The following is a 16547-nucleotide window of genomic DNA, read 5'->3' as shown; positions in this document are numbered from 1 at the left end:
TTATTTTTCGTCAGAGCGGATAAAACTCTTCGGAGTCGTGACCACACTAACCGCTGTTCGCGATTTTAAACATCGCATCGGGTTATATTTTGGCAAAAACGCGGAGAAATCCCCGCGTTTTTTTATTCGATATTCTATCGTCAGCGACACCGATCAGGAGTATCGGCGCAGGACCAGCGAAGCGTTGGTTCCGCCAAACCCGAAAGAGTTCGACAGAGCCACATCGATCTTGCGTTCGCGCGCCTTGTGCGGAACCAGATCAATCTTCGTCGAGACAGCCGGATTGTCGAGATTGAGCGTTGCCGGCGCGATATTGTCGCGGATGGCAAGCGTCGAGAAAATCGCCTCGGCTGCACCAGCCGCACCCAGCAGATGGCCGATAGCCGACTTAGTCGAGGACATCGAAATCTTCGATGCAGCATCGCCGACCACGCGCTCGACAGCGCCGAGTTCGATGGTGTCAGCCATGGTCGACGTGCCATGGGCGTTGATGTAGTCGATCTGGTCCGGCGTGATTTCAGCGCGCTTCAGGGCAGCGACCATACAACGCTCGGCACCCTCGCCGCTCTCGGTCGGAGCAGTGATGTGATAGGCATCGCCCGAAAGACCGTAGCCGATGACTTCCGCATAGATTTTCGCGCCGCGCGCCAGTGCATGTTCCAGCTCTTCGAGAACCACAACGCCAGCGCCTTCGCCCATCACGAAGCCGTCACGGTCTTCGTCATAAGGACGGGAAGCTGCGGTCGGGTCGTCGTTACGCTTGGTGGACAGTGCCTTGCAGGCAGCAAAGCCTGCCAGCGAAATGCGGCTGACCGGCGATTCCGTTCCACCGGCAACCATGACATCTGCATCGCCGAAAGCGATCAGACGGGCAGCGTCGCCGATAGCGTGCGTGCCAGTCGCGCAAGCCGTCACGACCGAGTGGTTTGGACCGCGAAGCCCGTGCTTGATGGAAACGTGGCCGGAAGCCAGATTGATCAGGCGGCCAGGAATAAAGAACGGCGAAATACGGCGTGGACCCTTGTCGCGCAGTGTGTAGCCTGCCTCGACGATACCTTCGATACCGCCAATGCCGGAACCGATGAGAACACCGGTGCGGACCTGATCCTCGTCGCTTTCAGGATGCCAGTCGGCATCGTCCAGCGCCTGATCGGCAGCCCCGACAGCATAGACGATGAAGGGATCAACCTTGCGCTGTTCCTTGGGCTCCATATGGAGGTCGGCGTTGAAGGTGCCATTGGTGCCGTCGCCAACCGGAATACGGCAGGCAATCTGGCAGGCCAGATCGTCAACTTCAAATTCCGTGATGCGGCGAGCACCGCTTTCACCGGCAATAAGACGCTTCCAGGTCTCTTCGACACCGCTGGCAAGCGGCGACACCAGACCAAGACCGGTGATGACGACACGCCTCATATCCACCCCTTAAAACTTTGTTATGTCACAAACACCGCCCCGCAGGCTTTAACCGGCAGAACATATGTCCGGGCCTGACTGGAAGGGATGGTGCTCCAATTGTTGAAACCGGAGCCTGCCATGTCGAACACGATCTCCGATCAGCGTTCCGGCAGATTCACAAACAGGCCGATGAACGGCCTTCTTGCATGTGCGTTCCGATCGTGAAGACGAATGAAACGACAAAAATAAGCAGGGCCGGGATTCGCAAGAACCCCAGCCCAATGCCCAAGTTCAGATTAGGCGGAAGCCTTGTCGATGAACTTCACAGCGTCGCCGACCGTAAGGATCGTTTCGGCAGCGTCGTCAGGAATTTCAACGCCGAATTCTTCTTCGAAAGCCATGACCAGCTCGACCGTGTCGAGGCTGTCTGCGCCGAGGTCATCGATGAAGCTTGCGCCTTCCGTGACCTTGTCGGCATCTACGCCCAGATGTTCAACAACGATTTTCTTGACGCGCTCTGCGGTATCGCTCATGTCGGAACCTCGACCTGTGTGTTTGTTGCTCTGCCTTGGTTAGCGGCATGCAGGATTGTAATCAAGTTATAAGATGTCTGCCAAGTTTCGAGCGAAGCCGCCCGGACAGTCATCCTGTGGATATTCCTTTCGGAACAGGATCGCGGCATTTCCATTAGAAACACCGCAACTCTCGATGGGCGCATTACCATGCTTCTTGGGCGAGGCAAAGCGCCTTTTCCTGTCACGCCCCCGGTATTAAGGCATTTTATACCATAAAACAGGGGTCGCCAGGTGTTTGTGTCTGAATCAAAAAGCGGCAGGCCGAGGCGAAAATGGTGATTTCGAGAACCGGAGCGCAGCGTACATTTGGGTACGTGAGCCTAGGTAAGCACAGAAATTGCCATTTGCAGACCGGCATGGCGACTTTTGGATCAGACGCTTAGATCATGGCCATGCCGCCATTGATATGCAGCGTCTGGCCCGTCACGTAACCGGCCTGATCGCTGGCCAGATAGACCACAGCAGCAGCGATATCGGCGCCCACGCCCATGCGCTTCATGGGAATATTGGCCATGATCGCTTCCTTCTGCTTTTCGTTCAGCTTGTCGGTCATGGCCGATTCGATGAAGCCCGGAGCGATGCAGTTAACCGTCACATTGCGGCTTGCGATTTCCTGCGCCAGCGACTTGGAGAAGCCGATAAGACCCGCCTTCGATGCGCAATAATTCGCCTGACCCGGATTGCCGGTCACACCAACAATCGACGTAATGTTGATGATGCGGCCATTGCGGCGGCGCATCATCGGATGGGTCAATTCACGCGTCAGATTGAAAACGGACGTAAGATTAACATTGAGAACCGCATCCCAGTCTTCGTCGCTCATGCGCACAAACAGGCCATCGCGTGTGATGCCAGCATTGTTGACCAGAATGTCGACACCGCCCATTTCCTCCTCCGCCTTCTGGCCCAGGGCCTTTACGGCTTCGCGGTCAGAAAGATTGGCCGGGAAGATGAAGGTGCGGTCGCCAAGTTCAGCGGCAAGCTCTTTCAGCTTTTCTTCGCGCGTGCCGTGCAGGCCGACGATTGCGCCCTGCGCATGAAGAGCGCGGGCAATCGCTTCGCCAAGACCGCCGGTTGCGCCGGTTACCAGAGCCTTGCGGCCAGTCAGATCAAACATGCGAAATCCCTTTTAAGCGTTGAGAGCAGCAAGCGCTGCTTCGATTTCTTCAGCCGAACCAACGGCGGCGCCGGACACATCCTTGGAGATGCGACGCGCCAGACCGGTCAGAACCTTGCCCGAACCTACTTCATAAAGCGAAGTCACGCCATTGGCGGCAAACCATTCCACGGTCTCGCGCCAGCGCACCTGACCCGTCACCTGCTCAACCAGCAGATCGGCAATTTCGCTGGCGTCCGTCACCGGCGCTGCGCGCACATTGGCGATGAGCGGCACAACCGGATTGTGCTTTTCAACTGACGCAAGCGCTTCACGCATCGCTTCGGCGGCAGGAGCCATCAGGGTCGAATGGAAGGGTGCGGACACCGGCAGCATGATGGCGCGCTTTGCGCCCTTTTCCGAAGCAAGCGAAGCCGCCAGCTCGACCGCAGCCTTGGAACCGGAAATCACCAGCTGGCCGCCGCCATTGTCATTGGCGATCTGAACAGAACCGGAAGCCTTGGCTTCCGTGCAGATCGCTTCAACGTCGCCATGCTCCAGACCAATGATGGCAGCCATCGCGCCTTCGCCAACCGGAACAGCCTTCTGCATCGCATTGCCGCGAATGCGCAGGAGACGCGCCGTATCGGCAAGCGAGAACGTGCCGGCAGCACAAAGCGCCGAATATTCGCCCAGCGAATGACCGGCCACGTAGGAAACCTTTTCCTTCAGCGAGAAGCCACGCGCTTCCATGACGCGCAGCACAGCCATCGAAACGGCCATCAGCGCAGGCTGGGCATTCGCGGTCAGCGTCAATACGTCTTCCGGTCCTTCAAACATGGTAGCGGAAAGCTTTTCGCCCAATGCCGCGTCCACTTCATCGAAAACGGCGCGCGCTTCAGCGAACTGCTCGGCCAGAGCCTTGCCCATGCCCACAGCCTGGCTGCCTTGTCCGGGGAAAGTAAATGCTACCGCCATTGATGCCTCATTCTGGTTTTAAGCATATGATAATGTCGAAACCGATATCCGTTTTCGCCGACATGCCCTGCAATTAATGCACAATTTGGCGCGATGTGCCTTAGCCTTGGGCGAAAAGTCAAGCATTTGTCGGTTTTTCGGGGATATCGCGCTTGCAAACAAGGGGAAAAACACGTAATAGCCGCCCGTTCATTGCTCGGCACCAGCTGGGGGCTGAACGGAGGGCCGTGTCCCTAACTAATGATTTAGTTAGAACTACGTTGGAAGTCATAAGCGCTTCTGCCTCCCGTGTCTCCGCTCTCGACCGTCTCAAGTACGCGTCCTTTCTTCACCGGTTTTCCGGCAAAAGAGAAGTCGCAGGGGCTTAGCCGCTGGTGTCGGCGTGATATAACGAAGAAAGGCAAAGCCAATGGCTCTTTATGAACATGTGCTTCTTGCCCGCCAGGACATTTCCCAGCAGCAGGTCGACGCTCTCGTCGAACAGTACAAGGGTGTCCTCGAAGCTAATGGCGGCAAGGTCGGTAAGGTCGAAAGCTGGGGTCTGCGTCCCCTCACCTACCGTATCAAGAAGAATCGCAAGGCGTATTACACGCTCGTAAACATTGACGCTCCGGCTGCGGCCGTTGCCGAAATGGAACGCCAGATGCGCATCAACGAAGACGTTCTTCGTTTCCTCACCGTTCGCGTTGAAGAACACGAAGAAGGCCAGTCGGCCATGCTCACCCGCCGTGACGACCGTCGCGAACGCGATGGTGATGATCGTCCGCGCCGTCGTGAAGGCGGTTTCGACCGTGGTGATCGTGGTGATCGCGGCCCACGTCGCCCGCGCGACAACGAAGCTGGTGAAGGAGCATAATCATGGTTGATATCAATCAGATCCCGACCCGTCGTCCTTTCCATCGCCGTCGCAAGACGTGCCCGTTCTCCGGCGCAAACGCACCGAAGATCGACTACAAGGACATCAAGCTTCTGCAGCGTTACATTTCCGAACGCGGCAAGATCGTTCCTTCCCGTATTACGGCTGTCAGCCAGAAGAAGCAGCGTGAACTCGCCAAGGCGATCAAGCGCGCTCGTTTCCTCGGCCTGCTGCCTTACGTTGTGAAGTAAGAAATAGATTTCGGGAGGCGCTCTCTCAGAGATCGCCTCCCGTGCCCTTTCCTCCATTGCGATGGGCGCAACGGAGCGTAATAAAAACCCAAGTTGGGGCAGCCGCCTCTAACTGCACGAACCGGCAAGACCGGAGCAGGACAGCGAAACTGATGAAATTCAATGGAACCATTATCGGTATCGGCATATTGGCGGGGCTTGCCTCGGCCTTGATGTCGTCCGGCGTCATCGCCCAGGGTGGTGCGATGGCGGCTATGGCCATGGTTCTCTACTTCCTGACACCACTGCCTATCTTTGTTGTTGCCCTTGGCTGGGGTTCGAGCGCCGGTATCGTTGCCGCCGCCACAGCCACGGTTGCCGTCGGCGTTGTCGCCGTCCCGCTTGCAGCACTCCTGATGGCATTGACGAGCTTCATTCCCGCAGCGACCGGTGCCTATCTGTCCGGCCTCGCGCGGCCAGCCGAAGAACTCGGCGGACCGAAGGATATTCTCGTCTGGTATCCGCTGTCGGATATCGTGTTCCGGCTTGCCATGATGGTGGCGCTCAGCTTCATCGTCATCGGTGCGATTCTGGGCTTTGGTCCGGACATGGCGCGCGAACTCGCAAATACGCTTATCGACCGGGTTGCTGAAGCCGATCCGCAGTTCACCGCCAGCGATGATATTCGCAACAATGTAACGTCGCTGCTGATGGTCGCCCTGCCTGCAGTCCAGCCGGCAACCTGCCTCGCGATTCTCGTTGGCAATCTTTATCTGGCACAGCGCCTGATCTCCATGTCGGGTCGCCTGCGCCGTCCGCGTGACGACTGGCCCGCAACGCTGCGCATGCCGCGCCCGGCCCTGCTCGTCTTCGCTGTCGCTCTTGCGGTTGCATTCCTTCCCGGCGGCGCCGGATTGATCGCAACCGTCGTTGCTGGCGCGCTCAGCGCTGGTTTTATGATGTCAGGCCTTGCCATCATGCATTTTCGCACACGCGGCAAGGTGTGGCGCCCGGTGGCGCTGTGGCTAGCCTATTTTGCGATCATACTCTTCGCATTCCTGCTTTTCATCTTCATGGTTCTCGGACTTTTCGACACTTCGCGCGGCGCGCCAGTCTCGAAAATGCCGGGCGCTGACAATCAGTAACCGAATCAGAAACTCGAAAGGAAACTCCAATGGACGTTATTCTTCTGGAACGTATCGGCCGCCTCGGCCAGATGGGCGAAACCGTCAAGGTCAAGGACGGCTATGCCCGTAACTTCCTGCTCCCGCAGGGCAAGGCTCTTCGTGCCAACGAAGCCAACAAGAAGAAGTTCGAAGGCCAGCGCGCTCAGCTCGAAGCCCAGAACCTGGAACGCAAGAACGAAGCCAGCGCCGTTGCTGAAAAGCTCAATGGCGAAAGCTTCATCGTTGTGCGTTCGGCTGGTGAAACCGGCCAGCTCTACGGTTCTGTTTCGACCCGTGACATCGCCGACATCATCTCGGCTAACGGCTTCACCCTGCACCGCAACCAGGTTGAACTGAACCATCCGATCAAGACGATCGGCCTACACGAAGTTTCGATTTCGCTGCATCCGGAAGTTCAGGTTCAGGTTACGGTCAACATCGCACGTTCGACCGAAGAAGCCGAACGTCAGGCAAAGGGTGAAGACCTGACCTCGATCGAAGCCATCTACGGCATTGAAGAACAGCCTCTGTCGGAAGAAGTTTTCGACGAAGAAGACGAAGCTGAAGATCAGGCTTAATTTAGCCACCTATTATCCGTGGGAATGGCCAGCCAGATGGCATGCATTCCCATCGTAGTAAACTTTATATGATCGTGCCCGGCGGCCTCCGCCGGGCATTTTCTCTTTTCAGATCGGTAAAACTCCCTATTCTGCATATTAGTATTGGATTGGAGAGGGTGCTGACGGAAACGTCTGCGTTGCTTGGGCATTACTCCCGAGGCCGATTGGCCAAAAGGGATATTGCCTGAAAATCTGATGACAGTGCGGCTCTGATACTTATGCACCGCCGCCTGCCATGCAAACGCATGGACGTGCGCCTGCTTCGATCCCCAAGAGGAGATGGGGCCGATGTATGGAATGATGCGTACTGTTCTTTCGCATATGATTAAAGCCGGTGACCTAAGGGTTACCGATTCTAGTGGTGCGCGTTCGCAGTATGGCGACAAGACGGGCGCGCCTGTTCATATACACTTCAAGACAAAGCATGCCGAGCGCGCCGTAGCACTCGACCCGGAACTGAAACTCGCCGAATGCTTCATGGACGGTGAGATCGACTTTCTGGAAGGCGATATTTACGCGCTGCTCAGGATCGTGTTCGAAAATACCGGGCCGACAGCCGCCACAGAGCCGTGGATGAAGGCTCTGGCGAAACTGCGTATTTTTTTCCGCCGCTTCCAGCAGATGAACACGATTTCGCGTTCGTCAAACAACATCAAAAGTCACTATGATCTTTCGGGCGAGCTTTACGACCTGTTTCTCGATCCCGACAAGCAGTATTCCTGTGCCTATTTCGATCCGCCAAATGCCACGCTGGCCGAGGCGCAGCTTGCCAAAAAGCGCCATATCGCCGCAAAGATGCTGGTGAAGGAAGGCGACAAGGTGCTCGATATCGGCTGTGGCTGGGGCGGCATGGGGCTATATCTCGCCCGCCATCTCAAGGCCAACGTCACCGGCGTGACCTTGTCCGAAGAACAACACGCCATTGCCAACCAGCGCGCTCTGGATGAGGGGCTGGCCGACCGTGCGAAGTTCGAATTGACCGACTATCGCAACATCGATGACAAGTTTGACCGGCTGGTGTCGGTTGGCATGTTCGAACATGTAGGCGTTGGCCACTTCGCAGAATATTTCCAGCACGTCGCTCGCCTGATGAAGCCGGACGGCGTTTTCCTTCTGCATGCCATCGGACGGGCAGATGGTCCGGGAGCGACCAATCCGTTCATCCGCAAATACATCTTCCCAGGTGGCTATATTCCCGCACTTTCAGAGGTTCTGCCACATATTGAAAAGGCCGGGCTCTATGTCACCGACGTAGAAATTCTCAGGCTGCACTATGCGGAAACGCTGAAGGCGTGGCGGGAGGCGTTCATGGCCAATCGCGACAAGGCCAAGGCGCTTTATGACGAGCGCTTCTGCCGCATGTGGGAGTTCTATCTGGCGGCATCGGAAAGCGCGTTCCGCTGGCAGAACATGATGGTGTTTCACATTCAGATCGCCCACAGGCAGGAATCCGTTCCACTGACCCGCAACTATATCGAGGCTGAGGAAAAGCGTCTCAAGCGCCTCGACAGCGCGCCGAAAGGTGCCAATAGCGAGGTCCGAGCCGTCAAGAAAAGCATTAACGCCTGACAGCGACCCCGTCGATTCGAGATGTCAGTCCGCGTCAACAGCGGACTGACAAAACCATGATCCGAACTGTGGATCAGTGTGAATCATGGTATAGCTTGTCTCTTCCAGCAGGAATCACTCGAAGTCGCGTTGCGTTTGGCATCGCTTGAGGGCTAGCTGGTTGCATCAGGGACAGGATTGAGAATCATGGCGGAAGCGGCGGTACGCAAACTCGACGATGCGCGGGACCAGAAAGATGCGCTTTATCGGGAAGCCCCCCACAATATTGAAGCGGAACAGGCGCTGCTGGGCGCGATCCTGATCAATAACGATGCCTTTTACCGGGTATCGGACTTTCTCAAGCCAACCCATTTCTTCGAGCCTCTGCACCGTCGCATCTATGAGATCACGACCGATCTCATTCGCGTGGGCAAGATGGCAAATCCTGTGACGATGAAAACCTTCCTGCCGACCGAAGGCAAGGTGGGCGATCTCACGATCTTCCAGTATGTGACCCGTCTCGCAACTGAAGCCGTCACCATCATCAATGCCGAGGATTATGGCCGCGCGATTTACGATCTGGCGACACGCCGCGCGCTGATCGGTATTGGCGAGGACATGGTGAACGTCGCCTATGACGCACCTGTCGATATGGCGCCGCAGGAACAGATCGAAGACGCTGAGCGCCGCCTGTTCGAACTGGCGGAAACAGGTCGCTATGACGGCGGTTTCCTGCCCTTCAAGGACGCCGTCACCACGGCTGTGGACATGGCCAATGCCGCTTTCATGCGTGACGGCCACCTTTCCGGTGTCTCCACCGGCATCCATACGCTCGATGGCAAGATGGGTGGCTTGCAGCCTTCCGACTTGATTATCCTTGCGGGTCGTCCGGGTATGGGCAAGACCTCGCTTGCAACCAATATTGCGTTCAATATCGCCAATTCTTATGAAGGCGAGCAACAGGCCGATGGCTCGATGAAGGCCGTCAACGGCGGCGTTGTTGGCTTCTTCTCGCTCGAAATGTCGGCGGAGCAGCTCGCAACCCGTATCATTTCCGAACAGACCGAAGTTTCCTCCTCGAAGATCCGTCGCGGTGACATCACCGAGACCGATTTCGAGAAGCTCGTTGCCTGCTCGCAGGTGATGCAGAAAATCCCGCTCTATATCGACCAGACCGGTGGCATCTCGATTGCGCAGCTCGCCGCCCGCGCTCGTCGCCTCAAGCGCCAGCGCGGCCTCGACGTTCTGGTGATCGACTACGTACAGCTGATGACCGGCTCGTCGAAGGCCTCGGCACAGAACCGCGTGCAGGAAATCACCGAGATCACCACCGGCCTCAAGGCCCTTGGCAAGGAACTGAATGTTCCAATCATTGCGCTTTCACAGCTCTCCCGTCAGGTGGAAAGCCGCGACGACAAGCGCCCACAGCTCTCCGACCTTCGTGAATCGGGCTCCATCGAGCAGGACGCCGACGTGGTGCTTTTCGTGTTCCGCGAGGAATATTACGTCAAGAACCTCGAACCGCGTGATGAATTCGACCCGAAATATGAAGAATGGAAGCAGCACTTTGAAAAAGTGCGCGGCACTGCTGACGTCATCATCGCCAAGCAGCGCCACGGGCCGACCGGAACGGTCAAGCTCGCCTTCCAGTCCGAATTCACGCGATTTGCAGATCTGGCCGAGGGTTCCTATCTTCCCGAACAGTATGAATAATATCTCTTCGAAAAGGGCGCGTCTCTGATGGCCAAGGCGCGCATTCAGTTCATCTGCCAGAATTGTGGCACAGTGCATACGCGCTGGGCGGGCAAGTGCGATTCCTGCGGCGAGTGGAACACGCTCGTCGAGGAAGGCACCAATAGCGGGATCGGTTCAGGCCCCGGCGCCATGTTATCCAAGCGCAAAGGTCGCGCTGTAGCCCTCACCTCCCTGTCCGGCGACATTGAAGATGCGCCGCGGATCATTTCCGGTATCAGCGAACTTGATCGTGTGACCGGCGGCGGCTTTGTGCGCGGTTCAGCCCTTCTGATCGGCGGGGATCCCGGCATCGGAAAATCTACACTTTTGACACAGGCTGCAGCTGCCCTTTCCAATCGCGGCCATCGCATTGTTTATGTTTCGGGCGAAGAAGCGGTTGCCCAGATTCGCCTGCGTGCGCAGCGTCTGGGCGTGGCATCGTCGGCGGTGGAACTTGCCGCCGAAACCAACGTCGAAGACATCATCGCTACCATTTCCGATAACAAGCGACCCGACCTCGTCATCATCGATTCGATCCAGACGCTCTGGACCGATATGGCAGATTCTGCTCCTGGCACGGTCACGCAGGTGCGTTCGTCGGCGCAAGCCATGATCCGCTATGCCAAGCAGACTGGTTCCGCAGTCGTGCTGGTGGGACATGTCACCAAAGATGGCCAGATTGCAGGCCCCCGTGTGGTCGAGCACATGGTCGATGGTGTCCTCTACTTCGAGGGTGAAGGCGGACATCACTATCGTATCCTGCGCACGGTGAAGAACCGTTTTGGCCCGACCGACGAAATCGGCGTCTTCGAGATGTCCGATGGCGGACTGCGCGAGGTTTCCAATCCGTCCGAGCTTTTCCTTGGCGAGCGTAACGCCAAGGCTCCAGGTGCAGCAGTCTTTGCTGGCATGGAAGGCACGCGCCCGGTGCTGGTGGAAATACAGGCGCTTGTCGCCCCCTCCTCGCTCGGCACCCCTCGTCGTGCGGTCGTCGGCTGGGACGGTGGACGACTTGCCATGATCCTCGCCGTTCTCGAATCACATTGCGGCGTTCGTTTTGGGCAGCACGACGTCTATCTGAATGTTGCGGGCGGCTATCGTATCAGCGAGCCTGCCGCTGATATAGCTGTGGCTGCTGCACTGGTTTCATCCATGGCCGGTATTGCCCTTCCGCCAGATTGTGTTTATTTCGGCGAAATCAGCCTTTCCGGTGCTGTTCGCGCGGTAACGCATGCAGTACAGAGGCTCAAGGAAGCTGAGAAGCTCGGTTTCCGGCAGGCAGAGGTGCCCGGCGGCAGCGGCGAACTTTGGAAAGATCGCAACTTCCGCCTCATGGAAACTTCGGCTCTGCCCGACCTTGTTGCCCGTATCGCGGCTTCAGGCTCCGGAAAGAAGCAATAAATCTGGAGTTTTATGACTGGAAGAATCTGTCAACCTTCCGGTGATAAGCTCCAGCATCTTTGACTGCCCTGCGTATTAAAGTGATTGCGCATAATAACTGAGGACAGGCAGAATGCCGATAACCATGCTTGATGGAATTCTACTCGGGATAACGCTGGTTTCAGCCGTTCTGGCGATGGTGCGCGGTTTTTCCCGCGAGGTGCTGTCGCTGGTATCGTGGGCGGCAGCAGCCGCTGCAGCCTATCTCTTCTACCAGCCAGTTCTGCCCTTCGTGCAGCCCTATATCAACAACGAAACCATCGCGAAGATTGCCGCCGCTGGCGCAGTTTTCCTTGTTGTGCTGATCGTCGTTTCTCTGATCACCATGAAGATCGCCGATTTCATCATCGATAGCCGTATCGGTGCGCTTGACCGTACACTCGGCTTTTTGTTTGGCGGCGTGCGCGGCGTGCTTCTCGTTGTCGTTGCCATGCTGTTCTTCAACTGGCTCGTCCCGACAAACCAGCCAGCCTGGGTGACGAACGCGAAATCGAAGCCAATGCTCGATTCGTTCGGCCAGCAGCTGATCGACCTTCTGCCGGCTAATCCCGACCAGATGATCGACAAGTTCAAGCCACAGCACAATGCTCCGGCCTCTGGCGAGCAGGAAGAAGCGCCGGTTCCGGACGATACGCCTGCACAGCAATAAGCTGTTCCGATGTATCGAAAAGCCGTCAGCCCCGCTGGCGGCTTTTTCAATTCCGGAGGCAAAGCCGACCGATGTGAAATGGCCAAAATGACGCTCACACATTGTCATTTCGGTTCCGCGATCATATTTCAGGCGGGAATTTGCGAGATTATTCGCGACCATCGTGTGATACTAATGTCCATGAGACTATATCGACGCAGCGGTGAACTCTTCGCTTTTAACAAAAAGCCATCTTGTGATAGAGAGGCGGTTTAGTTGCCTCTGCAATCGAAAGGCCTTGCGGCAATGACCAGCCATTCTTCTGAAAATGCCTCCTTTATGCTGGACGAAGACACCCTGCATGAAGAGTGCGGCGTATTTGGCATACTTGGCCATGAAGACGCAGCCGCGCTGACCGCATTGGGCCTACATGCCCTCCAGCATCGTGGGCAGGAAGCCGCCGGTATCGTTTCTTATCACAATCGCCGTTTTCATTCCGAACGCCATATGGGTCTCGTCGGCGATCATTTCACCGATGCAGCGACGCTGAATCGTCTGCCCGGCGACCGCGCCATCGGCCATGTGCGCTACTCCACCACCGGCGAGACGATCCTGCGCAACGTGCAGCCATTGTTCGCGGAACTGGAAGTCGGCGGCATCGCCATTGCCCATAACGGCAACTTCACCAACGGCATTACGCTGCGCAAGCAGCTGATTGCTTCCGGCGCGATATTTCAGGCGACCTCCGATACGGAAGTCGTGCTGCATATGATTGCCCGTTCGCGCCATTCATCTTCCTCTGACCGTTTCGTCGATGCCATCCGGCAGGTCGAAGGCGGCTATGCCATGCTGGCGCTGACCCGAACCAAACTGATTGCCGCGCGTGATCCTATCGGCATCCGCCCACTCGTCATGGGCGAGCTCGACGGCAAGCCTATCTTCTGCTCGGAGACCTGTGCCCTCGACATTATCGGCGCGAAATATGTTCGTGACGTCGAAAATGGCGAAGTGGTCATCTGCGAGATTCAGAAGGACGGGTCCATCACCACTGAATCCATCAAGGCTGAAAATCCGCAGCCGGAACGGCTCTGCCTGTTCGAATATGTCTATTTCGCCCGTCCCGACTCCGTCGTCGGCGGTCGCAGCGTCTATGTCGCGCGCAAGAATATGGGCATGGAACTCGCCAAGGAAGCCGGCATCGAAGCTGATGTTGTCGTGCCAGTGCCAGATGGCGGCACGCCTGCCGCTCTCGGCTTCGCGCAGGCAAGCGGCATTCCGTTCGAATATGGCATCATCCGCAACCATTATGTGGGCCGCACCTTCATCGAACCGACGCAACAAATTCGCGCGCTTGGCGTCAAGCTGAAGCATTCGGCCAATCGCGCCATGATCGAAGGCAAGCGGGTCGTGCTGGTGGATGATTCCATCGTACGGGGCACCACGTCCGTCAAGATCGTCCAGATGATCCGCGACGCGGGCGCAAAGGAAGTGCATATCCGCGTGGCAAGTCCAATGATCTACCACCCGGATTTCTACGGTATCGACACCCCCCATGCCGATAAGCTGCTGGCCAACCAGCACAAAGACCTGGAATCCATGTGCCGCTACATCGGCGCGGATTCCCTAGCGTTCCTTTCCATCGACGGGCTCTACAAGGCTGTTGGTGGGAAGCCGCGTGATCCGAAGGCGCCAGCTTTCACCGATCACTACTTCACGGGCGAATATCCGACCCGCCTCCTCGATCAGGAAGGCGAGAGCAACGTGCATACGCTGTCGCTGCTCGCAAGCAACGGTTGATCGCCCAATTCTTCACGCAGGCGGCCCAATAGGCCGCCTGTTTCATGTTCTTGCATCATATGGGGACTAGATGAGCATCGACCTTACGGGCCGCATCGCACTGGTAACAGGCGCATCGCGCGGTATTGGCTACTTTCTTTCGCTTGAACTGGCAAAGCGCGGCGCGCATGTGATTGCGGTTGCCCGCACCGTCGGCGGACTTGAAGAACTTGACGACGATATCCGCGAACTGGGAGGCAATGCGACGCTAGTGCCTCTCGATATCACCGACATGGAAGCGATTGATCGTCTCGGCGGCTCCATTCATGAGCGCTGGGGCAAGCTCGATATCATGGTCGCGAATGCGGGTGTCCTTGGCACGATTTCACCGATTGGCCATGTCGAGGCCAAGACGTTCGAGAAGCTCATGAACGTCAATGTTACCAGCGTCTGGCGCCTCATTCGATCCACTGATCCGCTGCTGCGCGCTTCCGACGCGGGACGTGCCATTCTGCTTTCCTCCGGCGTGGCGCATACCTGCCGCGCTTTCTGGGGCCCCTATGCTGCCTCGAAAGCTGCTGTCGAGGTCATGGCACGCAGCTGGGCTGAAGAAACGAAGCAGATGAAGCTCAAGATCAACTCTGTCAATCCGGGCGCCACCCGCACCGCCATGCGCGCGCAGGCCATGCCGGGCGAAGATCCTGAAACGCTGCCAACACCGCAGTCAGTCGCTGAAAAGATCGTCAAGCTCGCCGATCCAAACCTTGAAGTTAGCGGCAAGCTTTTCGACGTGCGTCAGGACCGCTTCCTCGACTATCATCTGCCGAGCTGATTTCGGCCCTCCGGCCTTGCCTATGTGCAAGGCCGGTTCTATGTATTTACTTATTAATGTTTCCCGCTTGGACCGCGTTTCGATCTGACTGAATCAGATCAGCGTTCTAATTTTTTATTTTGACGCGTATCCTATCCGAAAACCGCTTCGCACTTTTCGGGATGCACTTTAGCCATCTGTTGGCTCTTTTTTCAGCGGGCATTTCTCCCCCTCTCAGACCCCCTTGTCACGTGCTGCCAAATTTGGCGCGCGTTCACTTTGCTATTGGAGGACTTATGACCGAAGATCACCAGCGTTTCATTATCATCACGGGCGGGCCCGGATCAGGCAAAAGCACACTGATCGATGCACTCGAAAGGCAGGGCTTTCCCCGCACCGTGGAAGCCGGACGCGCCATTATTCAAGATCAGGTCGCTATCGGCGGCAAGGCCCTGCCCTGGAGTGATCGCGCGCTTTTTGCAGAGCAAATGCTTTCATGGGAAATGCGCTCGCACACGATGGCGAAACAACAGCGCGGGACGGTCTTCTTCGACCGCGGCGTGCCCGATGTAATCGGCTATCTGATGCTGTGCAACCTGCCCGTTCCCCAGCATATGGAAGAGGCCGCACGGCAATTTCCGTACTACAGAACAGTTTTTCTGGCCCCGCCTTGGGCAGAAATCTTCGGTCAGGATGCCGAGCGGAAGCAGGATTTCGAGGAAGCCGCACGCACTTTCGACGCGATGGATAAAACCTACAGACGGCTTGGATATGAAATCGCGCTCCTGCCGAAATCATCGGTCGAGGAGCGCGTTAGTTTCATCAAGCAGATATTGCCGTCAGTTTTCCTCTGACGGCTTATCCTCTTCGGTGACGGCCTCTTCCTCGGCCTTTCGATCAGCAGCTTCGCGCTTGTTCCAGGCAGCCAGGCTGAACGGAAGAAATGCGAGATAGGCAAGCGCCGTGAGGCTTAAGGTCTGCCAGGTGAAGCTCATCAGGAAGGCGACGTAAACCACCACGAACAGGATGAGCGGCATGACGATATCGCGCCGGACAAGGCTTCCGGCGGATTTGCCATTATAGACTGGCAGACGGCTTACCAACAGGAACGCGATCGCCACGGTATAGATCGCCACGCCAAAAGCGAGTCCCCGCGTTGGCGTCAAACCCAGAAAGCCAAGATAGACCGGCAACAGAACGAGCATGGCACCGGCCGGTGCGGGCACGCCAATGAAATAGTTACTTTGCCATGCCGGACGGTTCGGGTCTTCGAGCATGACATTGAAACGCGCAAGCCGCAGGCAGCATGCAATGGCATAAAGAAGTGCTGCGATCCAGCCGAACGAGCGTGCCTGATCAAGCATGAAGGCATAAAGCACCAAGGCGGGCGCTACACCGAAATTGACGATATCGGCAAGCGAATCCATCTGGGCGCCGAACTTGGACGATCCCTTCATCATGCGGGCGACGCGCCCATCAATGCCATCCAGAAAGGCAGCCACGAGCACCATCACGACGGCAAGCTCGAAGCGGTTCTCGAAAGCCAGACGGATACCGGTCAGGCCGGCACAGATGGCCAGAACCGTTATGACGTTGGGAACGACGATACGCAGCGGTATCTGCGACAGCTTTGGGCCGCGCGATAAATCCACGCGGCCATTGGGCTCAAAAGGCGGAAAGGGCGTTTCCATCGG

At 57.0% G+C, this 16547-nt stretch carries 16 protein-coding genes; 11 read left to right on the top strand and 5 right to left on the bottom strand.

Annotation, left to right across the window (positions count from 1 at the left end; translation table 11 throughout):
* Positions 1-153: 153 nt before the first annotated feature.
* The 4 genes from fabF to fabD form a co-directional block, all read right to left on the bottom strand.
* The gene (gene fabF, locus F9K91_RS03530) at positions 154-1413 is read right to left on the bottom strand and encodes a beta-ketoacyl-ACP synthase II (RefSeq protein WP_010658390.1); all 1260 of its coding nucleotides are present in this window, start codon (positions 1411-1413) and stop codon (positions 154-156) included.
* 278 nt (positions 1414-1691) lie between these two features.
* Complete coding sequence (locus F9K91_RS03525) at positions 1692-1928, bottom strand: acyl carrier protein (RefSeq protein ID WP_002963616.1); 237 nt, start codon at positions 1926-1928, stop codon at positions 1692-1694.
* Positions 1929-2349: 421 nt separating this feature from the next.
* Complete coding sequence (fabG, locus tag F9K91_RS03515) at positions 2350-3087, bottom strand: 3-oxoacyl-[acyl-carrier-protein] reductase (RefSeq protein WP_151554230.1); 738 nt, start codon at positions 3085-3087, stop codon at positions 2350-2352.
* Between the two features lie 12 nt (positions 3088-3099).
* Positions 3100-4044: an ACP S-malonyltransferase gene (gene fabD, locus F9K91_RS03510; RefSeq protein WP_151554231.1), complete on the bottom strand. Its 945-nt coding sequence runs from the start codon at positions 4042-4044 to the stop codon at positions 3100-3102.
* Positions 4045-4453: 409 nt separating this feature from the next.
* Between fabD and rpsF the strand changes: the two genes are divergently transcribed.
* The 11 genes from rpsF (at position 4454) to F9K91_RS03445 (ending at position 15707) form a co-directional block, all read left to right on the top strand.
* Entirely contained in the window at positions 4454-4900 is a 447-nt protein-coding gene (gene rpsF, locus F9K91_RS03500) for a 30S ribosomal protein S6 (RefSeq protein ID WP_151554232.1), read from the top strand.
* Positions 4901-4902: 2 nt separating this feature from the next.
* Positions 4903-5151: a 30S ribosomal protein S18 gene (gene rpsR, locus F9K91_RS03495; protein WP_006466219.1), complete on the top strand. Its 249-nt coding sequence runs from the start codon at positions 4903-4905 to the stop codon at positions 5149-5151.
* A gap of 152 nt (positions 5152-5303) precedes the next feature.
* Positions 5304-6275, top strand: coding sequence for a DUF2232 domain-containing protein (locus F9K91_RS03490; protein WP_151554233.1), 972 nt, complete (start codon positions 5304-5306; stop codon positions 6273-6275).
* A 29-nt stretch (positions 6276-6304) separates the two neighbouring features.
* Entirely contained in the window at positions 6305-6874 is a 570-nt protein-coding gene (gene rplI, locus F9K91_RS03485; RefSeq protein ID WP_151554234.1) for a 50S ribosomal protein L9, read from the top strand.
* 330 nt (positions 6875-7204) lie between these two features.
* Complete coding sequence (locus F9K91_RS03480) at positions 7205-8485, top strand: SAM-dependent methyltransferase (RefSeq protein WP_151554235.1); 1281 nt, start codon at positions 7205-7207, stop codon at positions 8483-8485.
* A 186-nt stretch (positions 8486-8671) separates the two neighbouring features.
* Complete coding sequence (locus tag F9K91_RS03475) at positions 8672-10177, top strand: replicative DNA helicase (protein WP_061345135.1); 1506 nt, start codon at positions 8672-8674, stop codon at positions 10175-10177.
* 27 nt (positions 10178-10204) lie between these two features.
* Positions 10205-11599 carry a DNA repair protein RadA gene (gene radA / locus F9K91_RS03470; RefSeq protein WP_151554236.1) on the top strand — a complete coding sequence of 465 codons (1395 nt, stop codon included), beginning with the start codon at positions 10205-10207 and terminating at the stop codon, positions 11597-11599.
* Positions 11600-11711: 112 nt separating this feature from the next.
* Positions 11712-12287 (top strand): CvpA family protein, encoded by a 576-nt coding sequence (locus tag F9K91_RS03465; protein WP_029925541.1) that lies wholly within the window; start codon positions 11712-11714, stop codon positions 12285-12287.
* Positions 12288-12572: 285 nt separating this feature from the next.
* Complete coding sequence (gene purF / locus F9K91_RS03455; protein WP_151554237.1) at positions 12573-14063, top strand: amidophosphoribosyltransferase; 1491 nt, start codon at positions 12573-12575, stop codon at positions 14061-14063.
* A gap of 70 nt (positions 14064-14133) precedes the next feature.
* Complete coding sequence (locus F9K91_RS03450; protein WP_151554238.1) at positions 14134-14874, top strand: SDR family NAD(P)-dependent oxidoreductase; 741 nt, start codon at positions 14134-14136, stop codon at positions 14872-14874.
* 275 nt (positions 14875-15149) lie between these two features.
* On the top strand, positions 15150-15707 hold the full coding sequence (locus F9K91_RS03445; RefSeq protein WP_151554239.1) for an AAA family ATPase: 558 nt from the start codon (positions 15150-15152) through the stop codon (positions 15705-15707).
* Here the strand turns inward: F9K91_RS03445 and pssA are convergent.
* Positions 15693-16544, bottom strand: a complete 852-nt coding sequence (gene pssA, locus F9K91_RS03440; protein WP_151554240.1) for a CDP-diacylglycerol--serine O-phosphatidyltransferase — start codon at positions 16542-16544, stop codon at positions 15693-15695. The genes F9K91_RS03445 and pssA overlap by 15 nt on opposite strands.
* Positions 16545-16547 lie beyond the last annotated feature (3 nt).

Source organism: Brucella tritici, from assembly GCF_008932295.1.
Taxonomy (GTDB): Bacteria; Pseudomonadota; Alphaproteobacteria; order Rhizobiales; family Rhizobiaceae; genus Brucella; species Brucella tritici.
Note: the sequence above shows the minus strand (reverse complement) of the source record. Positions and strands in the feature narration are given on the sequence as shown.